This window comes from Bifidobacterium santillanense, from assembly GCF_018555385.1.
GTDB classification, from domain to species: domain Bacteria; phylum Actinomycetota; class Actinomycetes; order Actinomycetales; family Bifidobacteriaceae; genus Bifidobacterium; species Bifidobacterium santillanense.
Window position 1 is genome coordinate 87,428 of sequence record NZ_JAFEJS010000008.1, and the last position, 17,791, is coordinate 105,218.

14 protein-coding genes are annotated in these 17,791 nt (G+C 64.0%); 3 read left to right on the forward strand and 11 right to left on the reverse strand.

The features are described from left to right. The 9 genes from JS528_RS08155 to JS528_RS08190 all read right to left on the reverse strand — a co-directional run bounded on the left by JS528_RS08155 (window position 1) and on the right by JS528_RS08190 (window position 7,174). Window positions 1-276 (reverse strand): hypothetical protein, encoded by a 276-nt coding sequence (locus tag JS528_RS08155; protein WP_214358575.1) that lies wholly within the window; start codon window positions 274-276, stop codon window positions 1-3. 215 nt (window positions 277-491) lie between these two features. Then, entirely contained in the window at window positions 492-1,682 is a 1,191-nt protein-coding gene (locus tag JS528_RS08160) for a hypothetical protein (protein ID WP_214358576.1), read from the reverse strand. Between the two features lie 375 nt (window positions 1,683-2,057). Continuing rightward, a complete protein-coding gene (locus JS528_RS08165) occupies window positions 2,058-2,543 on the reverse strand; it encodes a hypothetical protein (RefSeq protein ID WP_214358577.1) in 486 nt (161 codons plus the stop codon). A gap of 137 nt (window positions 2,544-2,680) precedes the next feature. Beyond that, window positions 2,681-3,424 (reverse strand): hypothetical protein, encoded by a 744-nt coding sequence (locus JS528_RS08170; RefSeq protein WP_240541408.1) that lies wholly within the window; start codon window positions 3,422-3,424, stop codon window positions 2,681-2,683. Between the two features lie 38 nt (window positions 3,425-3,462). Then, entirely contained in the window at window positions 3,463-3,813 is a 351-nt protein-coding gene (locus JS528_RS11620) for a hypothetical protein (RefSeq protein ID WP_240541020.1), read from the reverse strand. Continuing rightward, window positions 3,795-4,403 carry an ATP-binding cassette domain-containing protein gene (locus JS528_RS11625; RefSeq protein ID WP_240541019.1) on the reverse strand — a complete coding sequence of 203 codons (609 nt, stop codon included), beginning with the start codon at window positions 4,401-4,403 and terminating at the stop codon, window positions 3,795-3,797. The genes JS528_RS11620 and JS528_RS11625 overlap by 19 nt, the downstream gene beginning before the upstream one ends. Further along, window positions 4,400-4,924 carry a hypothetical protein gene (locus JS528_RS08180; RefSeq protein ID WP_240541018.1) on the reverse strand — a complete coding sequence of 175 codons (525 nt, stop codon included), beginning with the start codon at window positions 4,922-4,924 and terminating at the stop codon, window positions 4,400-4,402. The genes JS528_RS11625 and JS528_RS08180 overlap by 4 nt, the downstream gene beginning before the upstream one ends. Window positions 4,925-5,088: 164 nt before the next feature. Further along, window positions 5,089-5,940, reverse strand: a complete 852-nt coding sequence (locus tag JS528_RS08185; protein ID WP_214358579.1) for a tyrosine-type recombinase/integrase — start codon at window positions 5,938-5,940, stop codon at window positions 5,089-5,091. Between the two features lie 340 nt (window positions 5,941-6,280). Continuing rightward, entirely contained in the window at window positions 6,281-7,174 is an 894-nt protein-coding gene (locus tag JS528_RS08190; RefSeq protein ID WP_214358580.1) for a tyrosine-type recombinase/integrase, read from the reverse strand. A gap of 1,193 nt (window positions 7,175-8,367) precedes the next feature. On the opposite strand from JS528_RS08190, the gene zwf reads away from it, so the two are divergent. From zwf to JS528_RS08205, 3 genes are all read left to right on the forward strand, one after another. Then, on the forward strand, window positions 8,368-9,906 hold the full coding sequence (zwf, locus tag JS528_RS08195; protein ID WP_214358581.1) for a glucose-6-phosphate dehydrogenase: 1,539 nt from the start codon (window positions 8,368-8,370) through the stop codon (window positions 9,904-9,906). Continuing rightward, window positions 9,903-10,901 carry a glucose-6-phosphate dehydrogenase assembly protein OpcA gene (locus JS528_RS08200; protein WP_214358582.1) on the forward strand — a complete coding sequence of 333 codons (999 nt, stop codon included), beginning with the start codon at window positions 9,903-9,905 and terminating at the stop codon, window positions 10,899-10,901. Before zwf ends, JS528_RS08200 begins: the two co-directional genes overlap by 4 nt. 96 nt (window positions 10,902-10,997) lie before the next feature. Next, complete coding sequence (locus JS528_RS08205) at window positions 10,998-11,858, forward strand: 6-phosphogluconolactonase (RefSeq protein WP_214358583.1); 861 nt, start codon at window positions 10,998-11,000, stop codon at window positions 11,856-11,858. A 1,014-nt stretch (window positions 11,859-12,872) separates the two neighbouring features. Here JS528_RS08205 and gndA read toward each other — a convergent pair. Together gndA and JS528_RS08215 are read right to left on the reverse strand one after the other, a co-directional pair. Then, window positions 12,873-14,327 carry an NADP-dependent phosphogluconate dehydrogenase gene (gene gndA / locus JS528_RS08210; RefSeq protein ID WP_214358584.1) on the reverse strand — a complete coding sequence of 485 codons (1,455 nt, stop codon included), beginning with the start codon at window positions 14,325-14,327 and terminating at the stop codon, window positions 12,873-12,875. Window positions 14,328-14,422: 95 nt separating this feature from the next. After that, window positions 14,423-17,572, reverse strand: coding sequence for a cation-translocating P-type ATPase (locus tag JS528_RS08215; protein WP_214358585.1), 3,150 nt, complete (start codon window positions 17,570-17,572; stop codon window positions 14,423-14,425). Window positions 17,573-17,791: the final 219 nt, after the last annotated feature.

Here is a 17,791-nt window from a genome sequence, read left to right on the forward strand (position 1 = left end):
CTACAGGAGCGCGATCACCAGAGCGGTAGCCGCCAAACTTGCAGCTACGCCAATCCCTATGGCAAGAAGCGGTTTTTGCTGAGCGTTGCTTTTCACAGCGGCAAGCAACGCCATGACCAGCAGCAACACTTCGACGGCTCGGCAGAGCAGGCTCAAGGCGCCTCCCGGGATCGCAAACGTAAGAGCCTGCAATGCTATGGATGCGCACAGCAGGATCACGACCAATCGTCTGGCGTTGACGTCTTGTACCGACGTGTTAGGAGTGGGCTTTCCCACTGCGATCACTTCCCTTCGTTGGGACTCGGTTCTCTTGCGATTTCCATTCAATCAGGGAACGGCCGACCGCACAACATGCCGTCAAGCGATCACATAACAGGAATCATCGGCCGAGATCCGCACCTGATCAAGCCTGCCGATAGGTGAACATGCATCGCTCTCAATATCGAGCTAGTGCAAATCGGACATACGGAGATGTCGTTGTTCGTTCGCGGTTATGGTGCCGCCGGTGTGATGAGTATGCTGTCGCTGCTGCGGTTGGTCGGAATAAGCGCGGGTGTGGTCGACACCTTGCCGGTAGTCGTGTCGGCATCCGCGATGATGCCGACTTGCTTCACTCCACGTGCCGGGACCTTCACGGCCGGGTTCAAGGACTCTCGGACCAGCATGACGATCCGCGTGTCCACGACGATGGCCTGCGAAACATACGGCGATGACCCCGTAGTCATGGAGATGCACTGATTACCGATGCCGAACGGCTGCTTGATGACGGGGCAGATTTGCCGTGTTCCTACGGCCCATGGCTTTCCCGCAACGATCACAAGCGTCTGGAAGTCCGAGGAGATCGTGGTGCTGTCCGTCCGTTCCAAGGTGTTCGCATCGAACATGTCGATTTGCCGGGGAGTCCCGTTCATGTCCGTGCCGGCCACCAGCACGTGATTGTTCCATACGACCGGCCGCAAGTACAGCAGAGCGTCGTCGGTCACCTGTGCCTTGACTGAACGGTCGGATAACCCGTAGCGGATGATCTTGCCCTGGTATCGGTTGGAACTCAACGTGAGCTCATGACCGGTGATGAACAGGTGCTGCCCGTCGGAGGCCTGGCCTTCGGTGTAGATCTTCAGTTTTTTCCGCTCGGTGACTTTGCCCGCACCGTCCTGGACGACCAGCAGGTTGAGGTACGAGTCGTCTTCCGGAGAATCGTTGCCGTTCATCACCGCCACGACCCCGCCGCCATACGGTCCGATGGACATGACACCGGAATAGTTCGGATTATCCAATAGATGGAACGATCGCATCACGCCATCCTTGTCGATGATGAGATGCATGTTCGAGCGTTGGCCGCCGGCGATGAATTCGCCGTTCTCATACGAGTATACGGACACATCCTGCAATTCGGGGACCCGTTCATCCGCAATGATGCCGCCCCTGCGGTCAATGGTCAGCACGCCGCCCTTGTTCGATTCCAGCATGGCCGAATAGATGATCCGATAGGCTGCCGGCTCGTTCGAGCGCTCATAATGCGGGACGAGATACCAGACGATGAGCGAGGCGGCCGCTATGACCGCCGCCGATACCGCGGCGACTATGGCAATCGCCGTCTTGTGACAGTGTCGCATCTTCCTCGTTGTGCCTTTCCTATGTTTTCCAAATCGATCATCGATCCGAACCGATACCGTCAGCATACGAACGATTCCACGTCCGCTTGCCACGCTGTCATCACTCACAGGACAGGCACGCAAACCGGCTATACAGGATAAGGAACCCCCAACTTACGGAACCTGACTATATGTGATGTCCCTGCTCACAGGCTTTATCCGCCCGATCCTTCCTTCTTTTTGCGAGAAGTATTCGGGCGACCCGGACCGATAGGATTGCCAGAACGAGTGGGACGACCACCTATTTAGGGAATTGCATCGAGTTGAAGACCAATGTCACTGCAAGGATCAATGCGTACGCTACAAGCTCCCACACTTTTACAAGCAAATGGTGGAATCCAGCCGAGGAGCTCGCGAAGTCCGCTGTAATCTGTTTCATTCCAGTTGCGTCCTTCTGCTGATTCATGGCTTCTCCAGTGTCTTTCGGTACTGGGCTTTGGCGACGATCGAAACCACCACATACAACATGCAGGCCAATGCCAAGCCCCATGCCAGATACTGCAGCGGCTCGACGCCGAATACCGAGGCGATGGTGAACATGTTGATGCACAGGTTGATGCAGATGATGAATGTTATCTTCGCGGCGATAGCGTCGGATCTATCGGCGAGTAGCCGGTCATGAGTATCCGGCTCCAGCCGTTCGGCCACCTTGCCGCGATAGGCGAATCCTTTCGCGGCAAGCGAGCCGGCACCCAGCAGGAGAAACGTGATCGCCTGTGATCCGGAACTCCAGAACCATTCCGTAGTCCATCCGTACCGGATAAGACCGCATACGGCCAGCACAACGGAATACAACGCGCAGGTTCCGGCCGCAGCGGACAAACGCCATCGTCCCTCGCTCCCGCACAAACGCCTATTACTGGAGCCGTGTGAAGTACCATCGGTCATGATCATCCTCCTCTTCGAGGGCCGGCACTTTCCGATAATCCTTATTCAATCCGAGAACGGCCGACAGCACAACATCATGTCAAGCGATCGCATGACAGGAATCTCCGTAGACATAGGCGGATTCCTTCTGCATGGTTTTAGACGTCCCTTTGCGTCTGGGCCGCGCATGCGGCGATGACCGCAATGATGACGTATGCCAATACGATCAGCCCGCTCAACGTCGGATTCATGCCGGGAGACTGTTCCAGTATGGCGGTGCCGGCGATGGAAGGCAGCCACTCGTGCAATGTCTGAGGGTTCGGCAGGTTCGCTGCGATGATGGGCAGCAGATAGTACAAGGCGATGTAGGCGATCGCGCCCTTGCCAATCGAATTGAAGGCCACGCACAGTGAGGCGGCGACAAGCATGCGCCCTGTAAGTATCAGCGCCACGGGGAGGCAGAGGAGCAACGATGCGGACAGCGGAGCGGGCCATGCCTGCGCCGGTACAACGGAGCCGAGGATGAGACGGGAAGCACCGGTCGCGGCAAGCCCTCCGACTATAGATGCAAGGAAACCGGCGACGACGATGTCGGCACACAGGGTCAGAAACAGTCGCGTCCGTTTCGGTTCGCTCAGGAACAATGGCATGGCTGTGGCCGTGTTGATCAGGACGCGGACGGATAGCAGCGCCGCGATGATCGCCACGGGTTCGCTCATGGGCATGACCGCCCCGGCGATGCTTGGCCCCAATCCCGTGAGCGTGGCAAGGCCATCGAGTCTGGAATCGGAGGAGAACATGAGCCGGACGGAGGCGCTGGCCAGTGCGGCGAACGCGGTGAACGCCACCGGCAGTCCGGTCCATGCCATGAGCGGCGCAGGGCGGCATACCACGTAACGCATGAGCAGTATCATGCGTCGCAAACACTGTCCGCACCCGTTCATGATGTGCCTTCCTTTTCCGAAGACCGGCGAATCACGCCAATCATCACATCGCGCAGCGTCGGCTCGACGTGGTCGAGTCGAACCAGTGGAACGTCGCGTCTGGCCGAGACGGAGAACACGTCGGCCGCATCCATCCGTCGGGCCAAATACAGGCCATTCTCCAAGGAGCGAACGTCGGCTCCCATCGCGGTCAGATCATCCAGCACCAGGGCTTTTCCGGTTTCGTTCACATCGGGAGCGAACCGGAATACGGTTCCCGACTCGCCACCACCATTGGCAATGACCTGTTCGAGCGGACCGTAGGCCATCTGCCTGCCGTGCATGATGATCAGCACGTGAGTGGCCATGCGTTGCAGTTCGTCGATCTCATGGGCGGCCAGAATAACAGTCCTGCCGGCAGAGCCCATCGTTGCAGCAAATCGTGCAGCCAGAGCCTGCCGGCGATGTCCAGTCCGTTGAACGGCTCGTCCAACACGATGATCGGCGCGTCGGCGAGCATCGCCCCAGCCACTCCCAACCGTTGGCGCATGCCCGTGGAATACCCCTTGATCCGAGCCTTCGGCCAGCGATCCAATCCGCAATCACGCATCACGTGACGCACACGACGACGCACGTCGGGCAATCCCATCATGCCGGCCATGAACGTCAGATACTCGCCGCCCGTCATCGACTCGTCACCCAGACGTCCACCCAGAAACACGCCCACATGCAATCCGGGCTGTTCCAACAGCCGGTACGGGCATCCCATAATCAACGCTCGGCCCTGACTGGAAGCGGACAGGCCGAGCACCATGCGCAGCGTGGTGGACTTGCCCGCACCATTCGACCCGGCCACCGCCAGCACCTGACCCGGCCAAGCCTCGAAATCGATCGGACCTACCGTCGGACCGGACGCATACCGTTTGACCAAACCACGGGCCTCGACCGCGGCGTTCATGAGAAAACCTCGTCGTGACGAACCGTCGGCTCCGAATCTTGCACATCCGCCTCGTCGTCGGCCATCCCATCGTCGTCAACGATATCCGGTTCCGCCGGCTTCTCCTCCAAACGGACGACTCCCTTACGCTGGTCCATCACCTCATGCACCAGATAAACCACGAACGGCACATACAACAGACTACACACCATCGTCACGATCATCCACGCGAACTGGCGACGAGCCCACTGCCGATACGCCGACACCAGCCAAGCCGCCGAGCACGACCACTGGAACACCGTCACCTGCACGGCGGCGGGCGGCGCGGACGGCACTCCAGCCAACAGGTTCGAGAACACCTCCCGCGCATACCCGCCATACGAAGGCAACGCCACGACCTCCGCGACTCCCAGCCATGCGATCAGCACGCCGGCCAACACCAGATACCACCAATGCAACGTCGCCCGCCGGCCACTGGCGATACGCCACTTGACGCCCTCGAACCAGACCGAAAGCCTGACCGATACCGTGCGACCATCCATGACGAATCCCCTTCGACAATCATTGTGATAAGTCGATATATAGCGCCGTCACGTAAGCCGGACAACATGCTGTCATGCAATCGCATGACAGCCATAGTCTCATCGTCCGTCAGTCTGCGTTTCTACGCTTGTGATCTTGCGGCATAACTGCCAGCGAAGGTTCTTTATCCGTCGCCAGTTCCGCGCGCCTCGTATCCGCGGGCCTGCTCGATGACGGTGCGCAGCATGCGGCCGCTGACGGTGATGTAGCCCTGCGTGGTGGCGAGGCTTTCATGGCCGAGCAGTTCCTTGATGGCCATGACGTTGCCGTTGGAGGTGATGTACGCGGCCGTGGCGAACCTGCGGCGCAGGGAGTGGGGCGGATACCCGGTGGCGTCCTTGACGAGGCGGTATACGGTGTCGCCGCAGATGTGGTCGCAGCCCTTCTCGCCGGGGAACAGCCAGCCCGGTCCGCGGCGGCGGATTTCCCGAGCGAGTTCGTCACTTAGCGGCACGATGCGGTCCTTGCCTCCTTTGCCGTGGACGATCAGGCTCCAGCCGAGTTCGTCGTCGATCAGGTCGTCTCCGCGCACTTGGGCGATTTCAGCTCGGCGCAGGCCGGCGTCGGCGGCGAGCATGATGATCAGCCGGGTGCGCGGGTCGCTGCTGTCGCGGCCGATGAGGACGGCCTGTTCTGGTGCGGCTCGCTTCTTGCGCTGTTCGCGTTTGATGGTCGGCATGCCCTCCACGGGGTTGTCGAGGCGCTTCCCGTTGCGCTGCGCCCAGCTGTAGAACATGGAGAACATGCATCGGTCGCCGCGTTTGGCCGCATTGCCCAGTCCCTTGCGGCCGAGCCATTTGCGGATGTCGCTGGCCGTGACCTCGCCGGGATGCTTGCCGGTATGCCGGGCGAACGCGCCGATCTGGTAGCGGCGCAGGTTGATGGTATTCTCGCTCAGGCTGCGCAGCCGCATGTCCGCGGACCATTCGTCGACCCAGTCGTTCCACGGTTCGGGCATCATGTTCTTCTTGCTCATGTTCTCTCATTTTGCTTTCCGATACGCCGGCACGGCCAGGGAGAGACGTGTGGGTATCTGGTCGTCGCCGACGCTGCGGCGCGTGTGGTGGTTCGTCCTTGAAGCGGGCCGGCCATTGCTGACCATACTCGTCCCTTTCCGTCAAGCCCGAAGCACAAGACGGTAGCGCAGAACCGCGTTTATGACAACGTTAACAGCCATTCCATCTGCACACCTGCACGGGAAGTTCAGACTGCGTTTACCGTTCATTTACAATATCTGTAAATCTAATCGTTTAATGAAATGTTGGTCCCTCCAGGTCTCTTTCAATAACTTGGAGAGACCGTTTGCGCTTACGTTGTCATTCCGTCGCCGGCATCATTCCGCCACTGGTGGACACGACCTGTCCGACGTTCATGCCCTCACCGTACTGCTTGACGGAGTTGACCACGGAACGCAGGTTGAGCGGGGTGACGGTCACGTACGCCTGCGTGGTGGCAAGACTTTCGTGGCCGAGCAGTTCCTGCACGGCGCGGATGTCGCCGCCGGAGCTGATGTACGCGGCGGTCGCGAACCGGTGGCGCAGCGTGTGCGGCGAACAGCCGGTCGCGTGCTGTATCCTGCGGTACACGGTGTCGCCGCACACCGGCCCCTTGCCGCTGACGTGCGGGAACAGCCAGCCCTTGGGCGAGGCGAGGATCGCGTCGGCCAGCTCGTCGGTCAGCGGCACGATCCTGTCCTTCGCGCCCTTGCCGTGCACGATCAGGCTGCGCCCGGACAGATCCTCGGTCACGTCCTCGCGGCGCACGATCGCGATCTCCGCGCGGCGCAGACCGGCCTCGGCGGCGAGCATGACCATGAGCCGGGTCTGCCGGTCGGCGTCATGCAGCCCCTGGCCGACGGCGGTCTCCGGGGCCGGCACCTTGTGACGGGTCTCGCGCTTGATGGACGGCAGATCCTCGGCCGGATTGTCGGCGCGCAGGCCGGCCTTCTTGGCCCAGCCGAAGAAGTTGCGCACCGCGTTCATCGTCGAGCGGCGGGCCGCGTTCGACGGCGGGCGCACGATGTACGACTTGAGATCCGCCTGGACGATCTGCCACGGCGGCTTGTTCGTCAGCCTGGCAAGATCGGTGATCTTGTACCAGTAATATCCGATGCTCCGCTCGCTCAGATTGCGGAAGCGCATGTCCGCGACCCACTGGTCGAGCCACGGTATCCAACTGTCCGGCGGCTGCCGGCGATCCTTGAACTCCATGATCGCGTTCTCCCTTTTGCGACCCCGGCAAACCGCGCCGGACGCGGGGAACGGCACCATGCCGGACCGCCCGGAGAAGGCGCCACGGCAGCCCCTCGTCCAATCCGCTTAAATAAAAGCTTAAAAGGACGGGCGTGTCGCCTACGGCCGCATGGGCTTTCAAGGGACCGGTCAGTCCCGCTGAAACCCCAACGGTTCCAAGTGCTGTACACTGGTCTCACAACATAAGAAAGCCCCTATCGAATGACCGGAATCCGATTCGTTTAATTCGTGGGTTGTGGGTTCGAATCCCACGGGGGGCACACGTTAGCCCTTGGAATCGTTGAGGTTCCAAGGGTTTTCACTTCCGCCGATAGCGTCTCATCCCTGATTATCCCTGACGAACCGCGTCGGTCCAGCCGCAAGACGGCGACGCCACCACCCCATCCGGGCGTCGACCAGCCCGTTGCGGTTTTCTCCCCGGGAATCATCGAAAACGGTCGCTTTCACCTGACTTAGGTCACAAGTTAGGTTACAAGGAAGTCTGACCCCTATCCGCGCGCCACCCACCCTCACCCGAGATGTCACATACCGCAGAATCGGACGTGATACGCACCGAGAACCCCTTCACAACGTCTGTTCCTATAGGATCGGACGTCCGAGGCATCGAAACGAAGCCAGAAACATCCGATACTACGGAATCGGACGCGATACGGTTCCGGGAGCCCCTTGAAACGTCAGATACTACAGAATCGGACACAATACGCCCCCAGAACCTCCTAGAAACGTCCATTCCTATAGGATCGAGCGTCCGAGACACCGAAACGGAACCAGAAACATCCGATACTACGGAATCGGACGCACGTCGGAGGAACCATGCCACGGTATCTGGCTGCGGGACCTGTCCGTCATGGGGAGAGCATCGTCGGAGAACGTTCGGGGCATGGTCGCGGCGACAGGCAATCGATCAGACCATCGGACGTACGTCGGGAAGACGTCGCGGACGAAAGACGATACGGAACCGGCGGCCGACACGGGCAGCCGATCCGCACACACGTCATAAGGACCAATCCCGAGAACGACATTGCAATCAAAACGGGGTCCGATCCGCACGCACGTTATAAGGACAGCCTATAGCGGCCGTGCGCGAAATCACGCGGATACGTCGGGATGGTCTTGACCCGCACCCCGGCCCCAAGGCTACGATAAGAACCATGAGTGAAGAACCCACATGGATCAATCCGTTGCGCGATCCGCGCGACCTGCGATTGCCCCGCATCGCCGGACCGTGCAGTCTGGTCATCTTCGGCGTCACCGGTGATCTGGCGCAGAAGAAGCTGCTGCCGGCCGTCTACGACCTCGCGAACCGAGGCCTGCTGCCGCCGAGCTTCGGCCTGACCGGCTTCGCGCGACGCGACTGGACGCAGGAGCATTTCATCGAATTCGTCAAGACCGCCGTCAAGGCGCGCTGCCGCACCCCGTTCAAGGAGTCGACCTGGAAGAACCTGGCGGCCGGCATCCGCTTCGTGCAGGGTACGTTCGACGACCCCGAGGCCTTCGAACGCCTGAGCGCCACCGTGCAGGAGCTCGACCGCGACCGCGGCACGCGCGGCAACCACGCCTTCTACATGTCGGTGCCGCCGCGCGCGTTCCCGATCGTCGCCAAGCAGCTGGCCGCCTCCGGCCTGTCGCGCTCGAGCGAGGGCGCATGGCGACGCGTCATCATCGAGAAGCCGTTCGGCCACGACCTCGCCAGCGCCAAGGAGCTCGACCGCGTCGTCTCCGAGGTGTTCGAGCCGAGCTCGGTGTTCCGCATCGACCACTACCTCGGCAAGGAGACCGTGCAGAACCTGCTCGCCCTGCGCTTCGCCAACGCGATGTACGAGCCGGTCTGGAACGCGAACTACGTCGACCACGTGCAGATCACGATGGCCGAGGACATCGGCATCGGCGGCCGCGCCGGCTACTACGACGGCATCGGCGCCGCGCGAGACATCATCCAGAACCATCTGCTCCAGCTCATGGCCCTGACGGCCATGGAGGAGCCGCTGAGCTTCACCGCCAAGGACCTCACGGCCGAGAAGACCAAGGTGCTCTCCGCCGTGCGCCTGCCGCACGACCTCGCCGCCAACACCGCGCGCGGCCAGTACGCCAGGGGATGGCAGGGCTCGCACGAGGTCGTCGGCTACCTCGAGGAGAAAGGCATCGACCCGAAGTCCACGACCGAGACGTACGCCGCGATCCGTCTCGACATCGACACCCGCCGCTGGGCCGGCGTGCCGTTCTACCTGCGCTGCGGCAAGCGACTGGGCAAGCGCGTCACCGAGATCGCCGTCGTGTTCAAGCGCGCGCCGCACCTGCCGTTCGAGCAGACGGCCGTGCGCGAGCTCGGCAAGAACGCGATCGTCATCCGCGTCCAGCCCGACGAGGGCGTCACCATGCGCTTCGGCGCGAAGGTGCCCGGCGGCTCCACGATGGAGGTCCGCGACGTCAACATGGACTTCAGCTACGGCCGCTCCTTCACCGAGAACTCCCCCGAGGCCTACGAGCGACTCATCCTCGACGTGCTGCTCGGCGATCCGCCGCTGTTCCCGACCACCGAAGAGGTGAACCTCAGCTGGGAGATCCTCGATCCGATTGAAGACTTCTGGTCCACGCTCGGCCAGCCGCAGCCCTACCGCGCGGGCACGTGGGGACCGGCCGAGGCCGACGAGATGCTGGCGCGCGAAGGCCGCCACTGGAGGATGCCATGATCATCGATATGCCGAACACGCGCACGCGTGAGATCGCCCACAAGATCGAACAGCTGCACGAGGAGCGCGGCGAGTCGGCGACGGGCCGCGTGCTCACGCTGCTCATCGCGACGGACGACGCCGACCTCGAGCACGCGCTGGCCATCGCGAACGCGGCCAGCCGCGAGCATCCGTGCCGCGTCATCGCGATCGTGCCGGACCGCACACCGGACGCCGACGCCGCCGGCGACGACGACGTCAAGGCGATGGAGAAGACCGACAATCCGGCCGTAGACCTGACCGACGGCCCCGCGGGATCGAACCTCAGCGCCCAAGTGCGCTTCGGCGCGGACGCTGGCGCGGGCGAGATCATCATCCTGCGTCCCCGCAACGGGCTCATCAACCATCCGGACACGCTCGTCATCCCGCTGCTCGTGCCGGACGTGCCGGTCGTAGCGTGGTGGCCGACCACTCCCCCATCGAACCCGTCGAAGGACCTGATGGGCGCGATGGCCCGCAGCCGCATCACCGACGCGATGCACTCGAACAACCCGGAGGCGACGATCGAACGTCTGCGCCGCAACTGGACGCCGGAGGACATCGACCTGTCGTGGACGCGCCTGACCGTCTGGCGCGCGATGCTCGCCTCGATGCTCGACCAGCCGCCGCATCTGCCGATCACCGCTGCCAAGGTCAGCGGTCCGAAGGAGTTCCTGCCGATGGACATGCTGTGCGCATGGCTGCGGCTCAAGCTCGACGTGCCGGTCGACGTGGAGTACGTCGACGACGCCGAGGCCGTCACCGGCGTGTACCTCACGCGCGACGACGGCGTGATCTCCCTCGAGCGCCCGTTCGAGGATCAGGCGCTGATCTCGATGCCGGGGCAGACCCCGCAGCCGATCTCCGTGCCGGTGCGCACGATCGAGGACTGCCTGACCGAGGAACTGCGCCGCATCGATCCGGACGAGATCTACGCCGAGGTCATCAACGAGGGCTGGGACCTGATCCGCCACTGATCGGCCAGTGAGCCGTCGTCGATTGGCCGACAAGGCCGACCGCCGCAACACCACCTATCGCCGTACACATTGCCGCACACAAGGAGTTATTGAAGAATGGCAACCCGTACACTCATCGTCTACCCGGACAAGGATCTGATGATCCAGGCCGGCGCCCGCCGCTTCGTGCTGACGCTGCTCGATCTGCTGTCCGAGCGTCTGCCCGACGGCGGCGCCCGCAAGCGCGTCGACGTGGCGCTCTCCGGCGGTTCCGCCGCACAGCCGCTGGGTCTCGTGCTGTCCGACCCGCTGGCCACCGCAATCGACTGGTCGCGCGTCCACTTCTGGTGGAGCGACGAGCGTTTCGTGCCGGCCGATTCCACCGATCGCAACGCACTCGAGGCGCGCCATCTGCTGCTCGACGATCTGGTCGCCGACGGCCGTCTGCCCGAGGCGAACATCCACGAAATCGCACCGGACGTGCGCCCGGCCGAGGAGATCGCGAAGGTCACGGCCGACGCGGAAAGCGTCGACGAGTTCGTGCGTTCCGCCGCCGACACGGAGAACGACGCGCTGCTCGACGCCGCCGCCCGCGCGTACGAGGACGAGCTGACCAAGGAGCTCGGCCCGGAGCCGGTCATCGATCTGATGATCCTCGGCATGGGACCGGACGGCCACTACGCCTCGCTGTTCCCGGCTTCCTCCGGCCATCACGAGGTGCTGGTCTCCGACCGTCTGGCAGTCGGCGTGAGCCACTCGCCGAAGATGCCGCCGCTGCGCGTCTCGCTGACCGCACCGCTCATCGCGCGCTCCCGCCGCACGTGGTTCTTCGCGGCCGGCGCAGGCAAGGCCGAGTCGCTCGCGCACGTGTTCGCCGGCGCCGACAAGGGCGGCGATCCGGAGTACCCGTCGTCGTTCGCCGGCGGCGTGGACGAGTTCACCTGGTTCTCGACGGAGGAGACCGTCGTCAAGCTGTGACGACGTGACGAATCGAGGAATCGATGCCGCTGGGTCTGCCCAGCGGCATTTTTTCTCGGGATCGGGCCATTGCGCGAGAATTTGTACCGCTGGCTGATTATCAGCGGTACAAATTCTCGGGATTCGTCCAATGTCCGAGAATATGTACCGCTGAGTTGAGCTCAGCGGCGTCTTTTCTCGTAGGTGCCCCGATGCGCGGCTCATGGCATTGGTACGACCGCTTCGAATGGGTCGGAATCGTGTGTCGTACCAGATTTGCTTGGTACAACACACGAAATGGGCTTGATTCCGCGATTCGTACCATGACGATTTGGCACAATCGCCCCACGTGACGTGGATTCAGGAGTTGTACCAAATCAGACCCTTGCAAAAGCCCGGAATTGCAACGTCGCATGGTTTCCGGGATGTCAAGGGGTTGGTACGACTTTCGAAAACGGCTCGGAATCGCGCGTTGTACCGGATTGTTTTGGGACAACATGGAGCAGTGGGCTGATTCCGCGAGTTGTACCGAACAGGGGTTAAGTGGTCTTAACTTTTGCGTGAGCCATTCTCCCGTGTGTGTTGGGGTGTGATTAACGGTTCGGATGTTAATCACATCCCGACACGCGAACCCGCAGTAAGCTCCACCTCAGATTTAAGACCCACGTTTCTTTACTTAGCCAGAAAACAGTGAACCGGATGCCGTGGGTATGGGGCATCCGGTTCGAGATTTGGCCTTCGAGCTCTTCAGGCGGGCTCAAATTTGGGCTCGGCTCACACGCTTCGCCTTCGGCCTCCGCGAGCAAGGACTCGCCTTCGGCGAGACTTCAGTTTATTGGTGAGGCGGCATAACCGCCTCACGTCGGTTGCTGTTGACAACCAGCTGGGCGGCTAGGAGACCGCGCGTTGATTTGTCCGGCTCTCGCCGGACCTGAAGAGGGTCGTCCTCCTTACCCGGGTTGGAGGCATAGCCGCCAACCCCTGAAGAGGGTCGGGAAGCTCACCGGGCTTCCCTAAGCCGGAAATCGAAGAGTGTTACTCTTCGATTTCCGGCTTACCCTCTTCAGCCCACAACGTGTGGAACACGCCCGGCTTGTCGACTCGGCCGTAGGTGTGGGCGCCGAAGAGGTCGCGCTGGGACTGGGTCAGGGCGGTGGGCAGGCGCTTGGAGCGCAGGCCGTCGTAGTAGGCCAAGGAGCTGGAGAACACCGGGGTCGGGATGCCGGCCTCGATGGCCTTGATGATCACGCGGCGCCACGCATCCTGCGATTCGCCGATGATCTTCTCGAAATACGGGTCGAACAGCAGCGAGGACGGCGGGTTGTCGCCCTTGAACGCCTCGGTGATGCGGTCGAGCAGGAACTGGGCGCGGATGATGCAGCCGCCGCGCCAGATGCGCGCGACCTCGGACAGGTTGATGTCCCAGCCGTACTCCTTGGCACCGTCCTGGATCTCGTTGAGGCCCTGGGCGTAGGCGACGACCTTGGAGGCGAACAGCGCGCGGCGCACATCCTCGATGAACGCGGCCTTGTCTTCGCCGTCCAGATCGATCGTCTTGTTCGGGCCGGCGAGGCCCTCCTTCTGGGCATCCTCGCGCAGCTCGCCGTGGGAGGAGAGCGCGCGGGCGAACACGGCCTCGCCGATCGAGGCGACCGGGGAGCCGAACTCGAGGCCAGTCTGCACGGTCCAGGTGCCGGTGCCCTTCATGCCGGCGTGGTCGACGACGATGTCCACGAACGGCTTGCCGGTCTCGGCGTCCTTGTGGTGGAGCACCTCGGCGGTGATCTCGATCAGGTAGGAGTCGAGGTCGCCCTTGTTCCACTCATCGAACACGTCGGCGATCTCCTCGGCGTCCATCCCGAGGCCGCGGCGCAGGATGTCGTACGCCTCGCCGATGACCTGCATGTCGGCGTACTCGATGCCGTTGTGGACCATCTTGACGAAGTGGCCGGCGCCGTCGGTGCCGATGTGCGTCACGCACGGCTCGCCGTTGACCTTCGCCGCGATCGACTGCAGGATCGGGCCGAGGGTCTTCCAGGACTCCGCGGTGCCGCCGGGCATCAGGGACGGGCCGTTGAGCGCGCCCTCCTCGCCGCCGGAGACGCCGCAGCCGACGAAGTGGAAGCCCTTCGCACGCACGGCCTTCTCACGCTTGATGGTGTCCTTGAAGAACGAGTTGCCGCCGTCGACGATGATGTCGCCCGGCTCGAAGACCTGCTCGAGCTGCTCGATCACGCCGTCGGTCGGGGCGCCGGCCTTGACCATGATGATCGCGGTGCGCGGACGCTTGAGGGAGGCGGCGAACTCCTCGAGGGTCTTCGCGGGCACGAACGCACCCTCGGAGCCGTGCTCCTCCATCAGCTTCTCGGTACGGGAGTAGTGGCGGTTGAACAGGGCCACCGTGTTGCCGTGGTGCGCCAGATTGCGCGCCAGGTTCGAGCCCATCGCCGCCAAGCCGATCACACCGATGTTTGCCGTAGCTTCGGCCATTGCCTTGCCTTTCAGTCGACTGCAATATCCTTACGGGGACGATCCCCCACAGCCCCGAGTCTATCGCCGCGTGCGGCCCAAGGCGAGACCCGTCTTCACCTGCGGGCGGAATCCTCCGGCCCGCCGTAGTCGGCCGGCTCGCCCATCGCCGACGCCCAGCGGCGCCGACGCGACGGCCTGCGGTCGACGAACCGGCGGAAGACCCACTTGCGTGCCTCCTCGATGCCGAGGATCGCGAACGGGATCACCGCGAGATACAGGTAGTCGTCGAGGCCGAGCGGCGCGGTGTGGAACACGCGCTGCAGCACCGGCACCGACGTGATGAGCACGATCAGCGCGATCTCGACGACGATGCCGATGTTCACGGTCCGGTTCGAGAACAGCCCGACAGAGAACGCGGAGGCGTGGCCGGTGCGGCAGTTCCACACCGCGCCGATCTGCGCGAACACGATCGAGGCGAGCGTCATCGTGGTGGCGGTCACGTACACCGGATCCCAGTCGTCGGCCAGCCCGGCGAGCGGCACGGACGGCCAGCCGTTCATCACGTTGACGAGGAAGTAGCCGACGAGCGAGGCGATCGTGCCGAGCACGCCGTACCACAGGAACGCCTTCAGGAGCGTGTGGCGGTTGAGCAGGCGCTCATGCGGGTCGCGCGGCGGCTGGTCCATCACGCCCTCCTCGGGCGGTTCGGTGCCCAGCCCCAGCGCGGGCAGCATGTCGGTGCCGAGGTCGATCGTCAGGATCTGCATCGTCGTCAGCGGCAGCGGGATCAGTCCGCCGGAGAACAGGTAGACGGCGCTCGGCACGGCCTCCGGCATGTTCGAGTTGAGGATGTACAGCAGGAACCGGCGGATGTTCGCGTACACCGCGCGGCCCTCCTCGATCGCGGCGACGATCGACGCGAAGTTGTCGTCGGTCAGGATGATGTCGGCCGCCTCCTTGGCGACGTCGGTGCCGGTCACGCCCATCGCGACGCCCACGTCGGCCTTCTTCAGAGCTGGCGCGTCGTTGACGCCGTCGCCGGTGGTCGCGACGATCTCGCCCATGTTCTGCAGGCACGAGACGACGCGCAGCTTCTGTTCGGGGGCCATGCGCGCGAAGATCACCTCGCCCCTGAGGGCCTCGGTGAGCTCGGCGTCGGTCATCGCGCCCAGGTCCGGCCCGGAGATGACGCGCGCGTGAGGGCCCTCGACGATGCCGATGCGCCGGGCGATCGCCATCGCGGTGCGCCCGTAGTCGCCGGTGATCATGATGATGCGGATGCCTGCGGAACGGCACTTGTCGACGGCGGCCGCGACCTCGGGCCGCGGCGGGTCGACCATCGCCTCGAGGCCGACGAACGTGAGGTCGCGTTCGATGGACTCCGGGGTGAGCGCGACGGCGCCCGCGGGGACCGGATCGGGACCGGTCGGACCGGGGCCCGCATCGGCGAGCGCGGCCGCACGCTCGTCGGCGTCGAGCTCGCGGCTCGCGACGGCGAGGACGCGCAGTCCCCGGTCGGCGTAGGCGTCGTTGGCGGCCATGATGCGCTCGCGCAGGTCGTCGGTCATCGGCTCGATGCGGCCGCCGACGCGCACGCGCGTGGCGAGGCGGACGACCTCGTTCGGGGCGCCCTTGGTGAACGCGACGAGGCGGTCGGCGGACGATGCGCCGTCGGACGTGATGCCGGACGCGGGAGCGTTCCCGTCCGCCGGCACGCGGTCGATGACGGTCATGCGCTTGCGGCGCGAGTCGAACGGCAGCTCGGCGACGCGCGGCATCGTCCTGGCGAGGTCGTCGGGCTCCAGTCCGGCCTTCTGGCAGGAGACGAGCAGGCACGCCTCGGTCGGGTCGCCGTACACCTGCCAGCGGCCGTTCGCCGAGGGCGCGTGGTCGTCGAGGACCTCGGGGATGGCGTTCGGGCCGTGGTCGGCCTCCGGCGCGGGCGCGGGCCGGTCGGTCATGACGGACGACTCGGCGTCGGGCGCGTGCAGGTGCGCGTTGGTGCACAGCGCGCCGCCGACGACGAGCTCGCGCAGGGCCGGGTCGTCGGCCGCGGTCCACACGCGTCCGGTGCCGCCGCGCTCCTCGATCCGTCCCTCCCGCGCGTCGTAGCCGGTGCCGGTCACGTGGTATTCGCGCTCCGGCGTCCACAGGTATTCGACGGTCATCTCGTTGCGCGTGAGCGTGCCGGTCTTGTCGGTGCAGATGACGGATGTGCAGCCGAGCGATTCGACGCTGGAGAGCTTCTTGACCAGGGCGTTGCGTTTGCTCATGCGCTGCACGGCCATCGCGAGCGCGAGGGTGACGGTCGGCAGGAGCCCCTCGGGGATGAACGCGACCATCATGCCGAGCGCGAAGATGAACGCCTGGGCGAGCGGATTGTGGACGAACAGGATGTCGAGCAGCAGGAACACGGCGCCGACGCACGTCGCGAAGATCGTGATCTGGCGGGTCAGATGGTTGAGCTCGCGCTGCAGCGGGCTGTCCGCGTCGCCGACGTTCTGCGTGAGTCTCGCGATGCGGCCGAACCTCGTGTTCATGCCGGTGCGCACGACCACCGCCCGCCCGTTGCCCTCGGACACGGACGTGCCGGCGAACACGAGGTTCGGGATCTCGGCGGCGGACAGCCCCTCGATCCTCGCGGCGGCCGCGTTCTTGCGGGCCGGCGTCGATTCGCCGTTCAGGGTCGACTGGTTGACCTGCAGGTTGTTCGCCTCGACGAGCCGCGCGTCGGCCGAGATGGCGTCGCCCTCCTCGAGGGTGAACACGTCGCCGGGCACGAGGTCCTCGACCGGCAGCTTCTCCGTCGCGCCGTCGCGGATCACGGTGACGTACTGCGGCAGCATCCGCTTCAGCGCCTCGGCGGCCTTGCCCGCGCGGTACTCCTGGCAGAAGCTGAACACGCCGTTGATGACGTTGACGAGCCACACGGCCACGCCCAGCTCGGCCATGCCGGCGACGAACGCGATCGCGCCGGCGGCCCACAGCAGCAGGGCCATCAGGTGCGTGAAGCTCCTGAGGAACACGACGACCGTCGGGGTCTTCCGCTCCTCCTCGATGGCGTTGCGGCCGTACTTCGCCAGTCTGATCTCGGCCTGCGTGCGCGACAGTCCCGCCGCGTCGGTTCCCATCGCCTGATACACGCGGTCGACCGGCAGCGTGCTGATCTCGTCCATCGAATACGCGGACGCGCGTTCCTGTGGTTTCCTGAGCCGGCCGGAGAGGCCGGATCGGCTGGCCTGCGTCATGTCCATCGCCCCCATGCGTTGAACGTTCCATACGCCTCGACGGATCCTCCACCGGCAAATCCGCCCGGTTCCCATTGTAGTCCGCAAGCCCGCGGGAGGTCCATGCCACCGGCCGGCGGAAATCTCTCGCCGGGGGCACCTTCAGCGAGAGATTGCCGCCACTGACCGGCGGCGACGTCTCGCTGACGGGCAACGGAGGCGAACCGTCGCGGCAAGTGGTTGAATAGGAGTCAT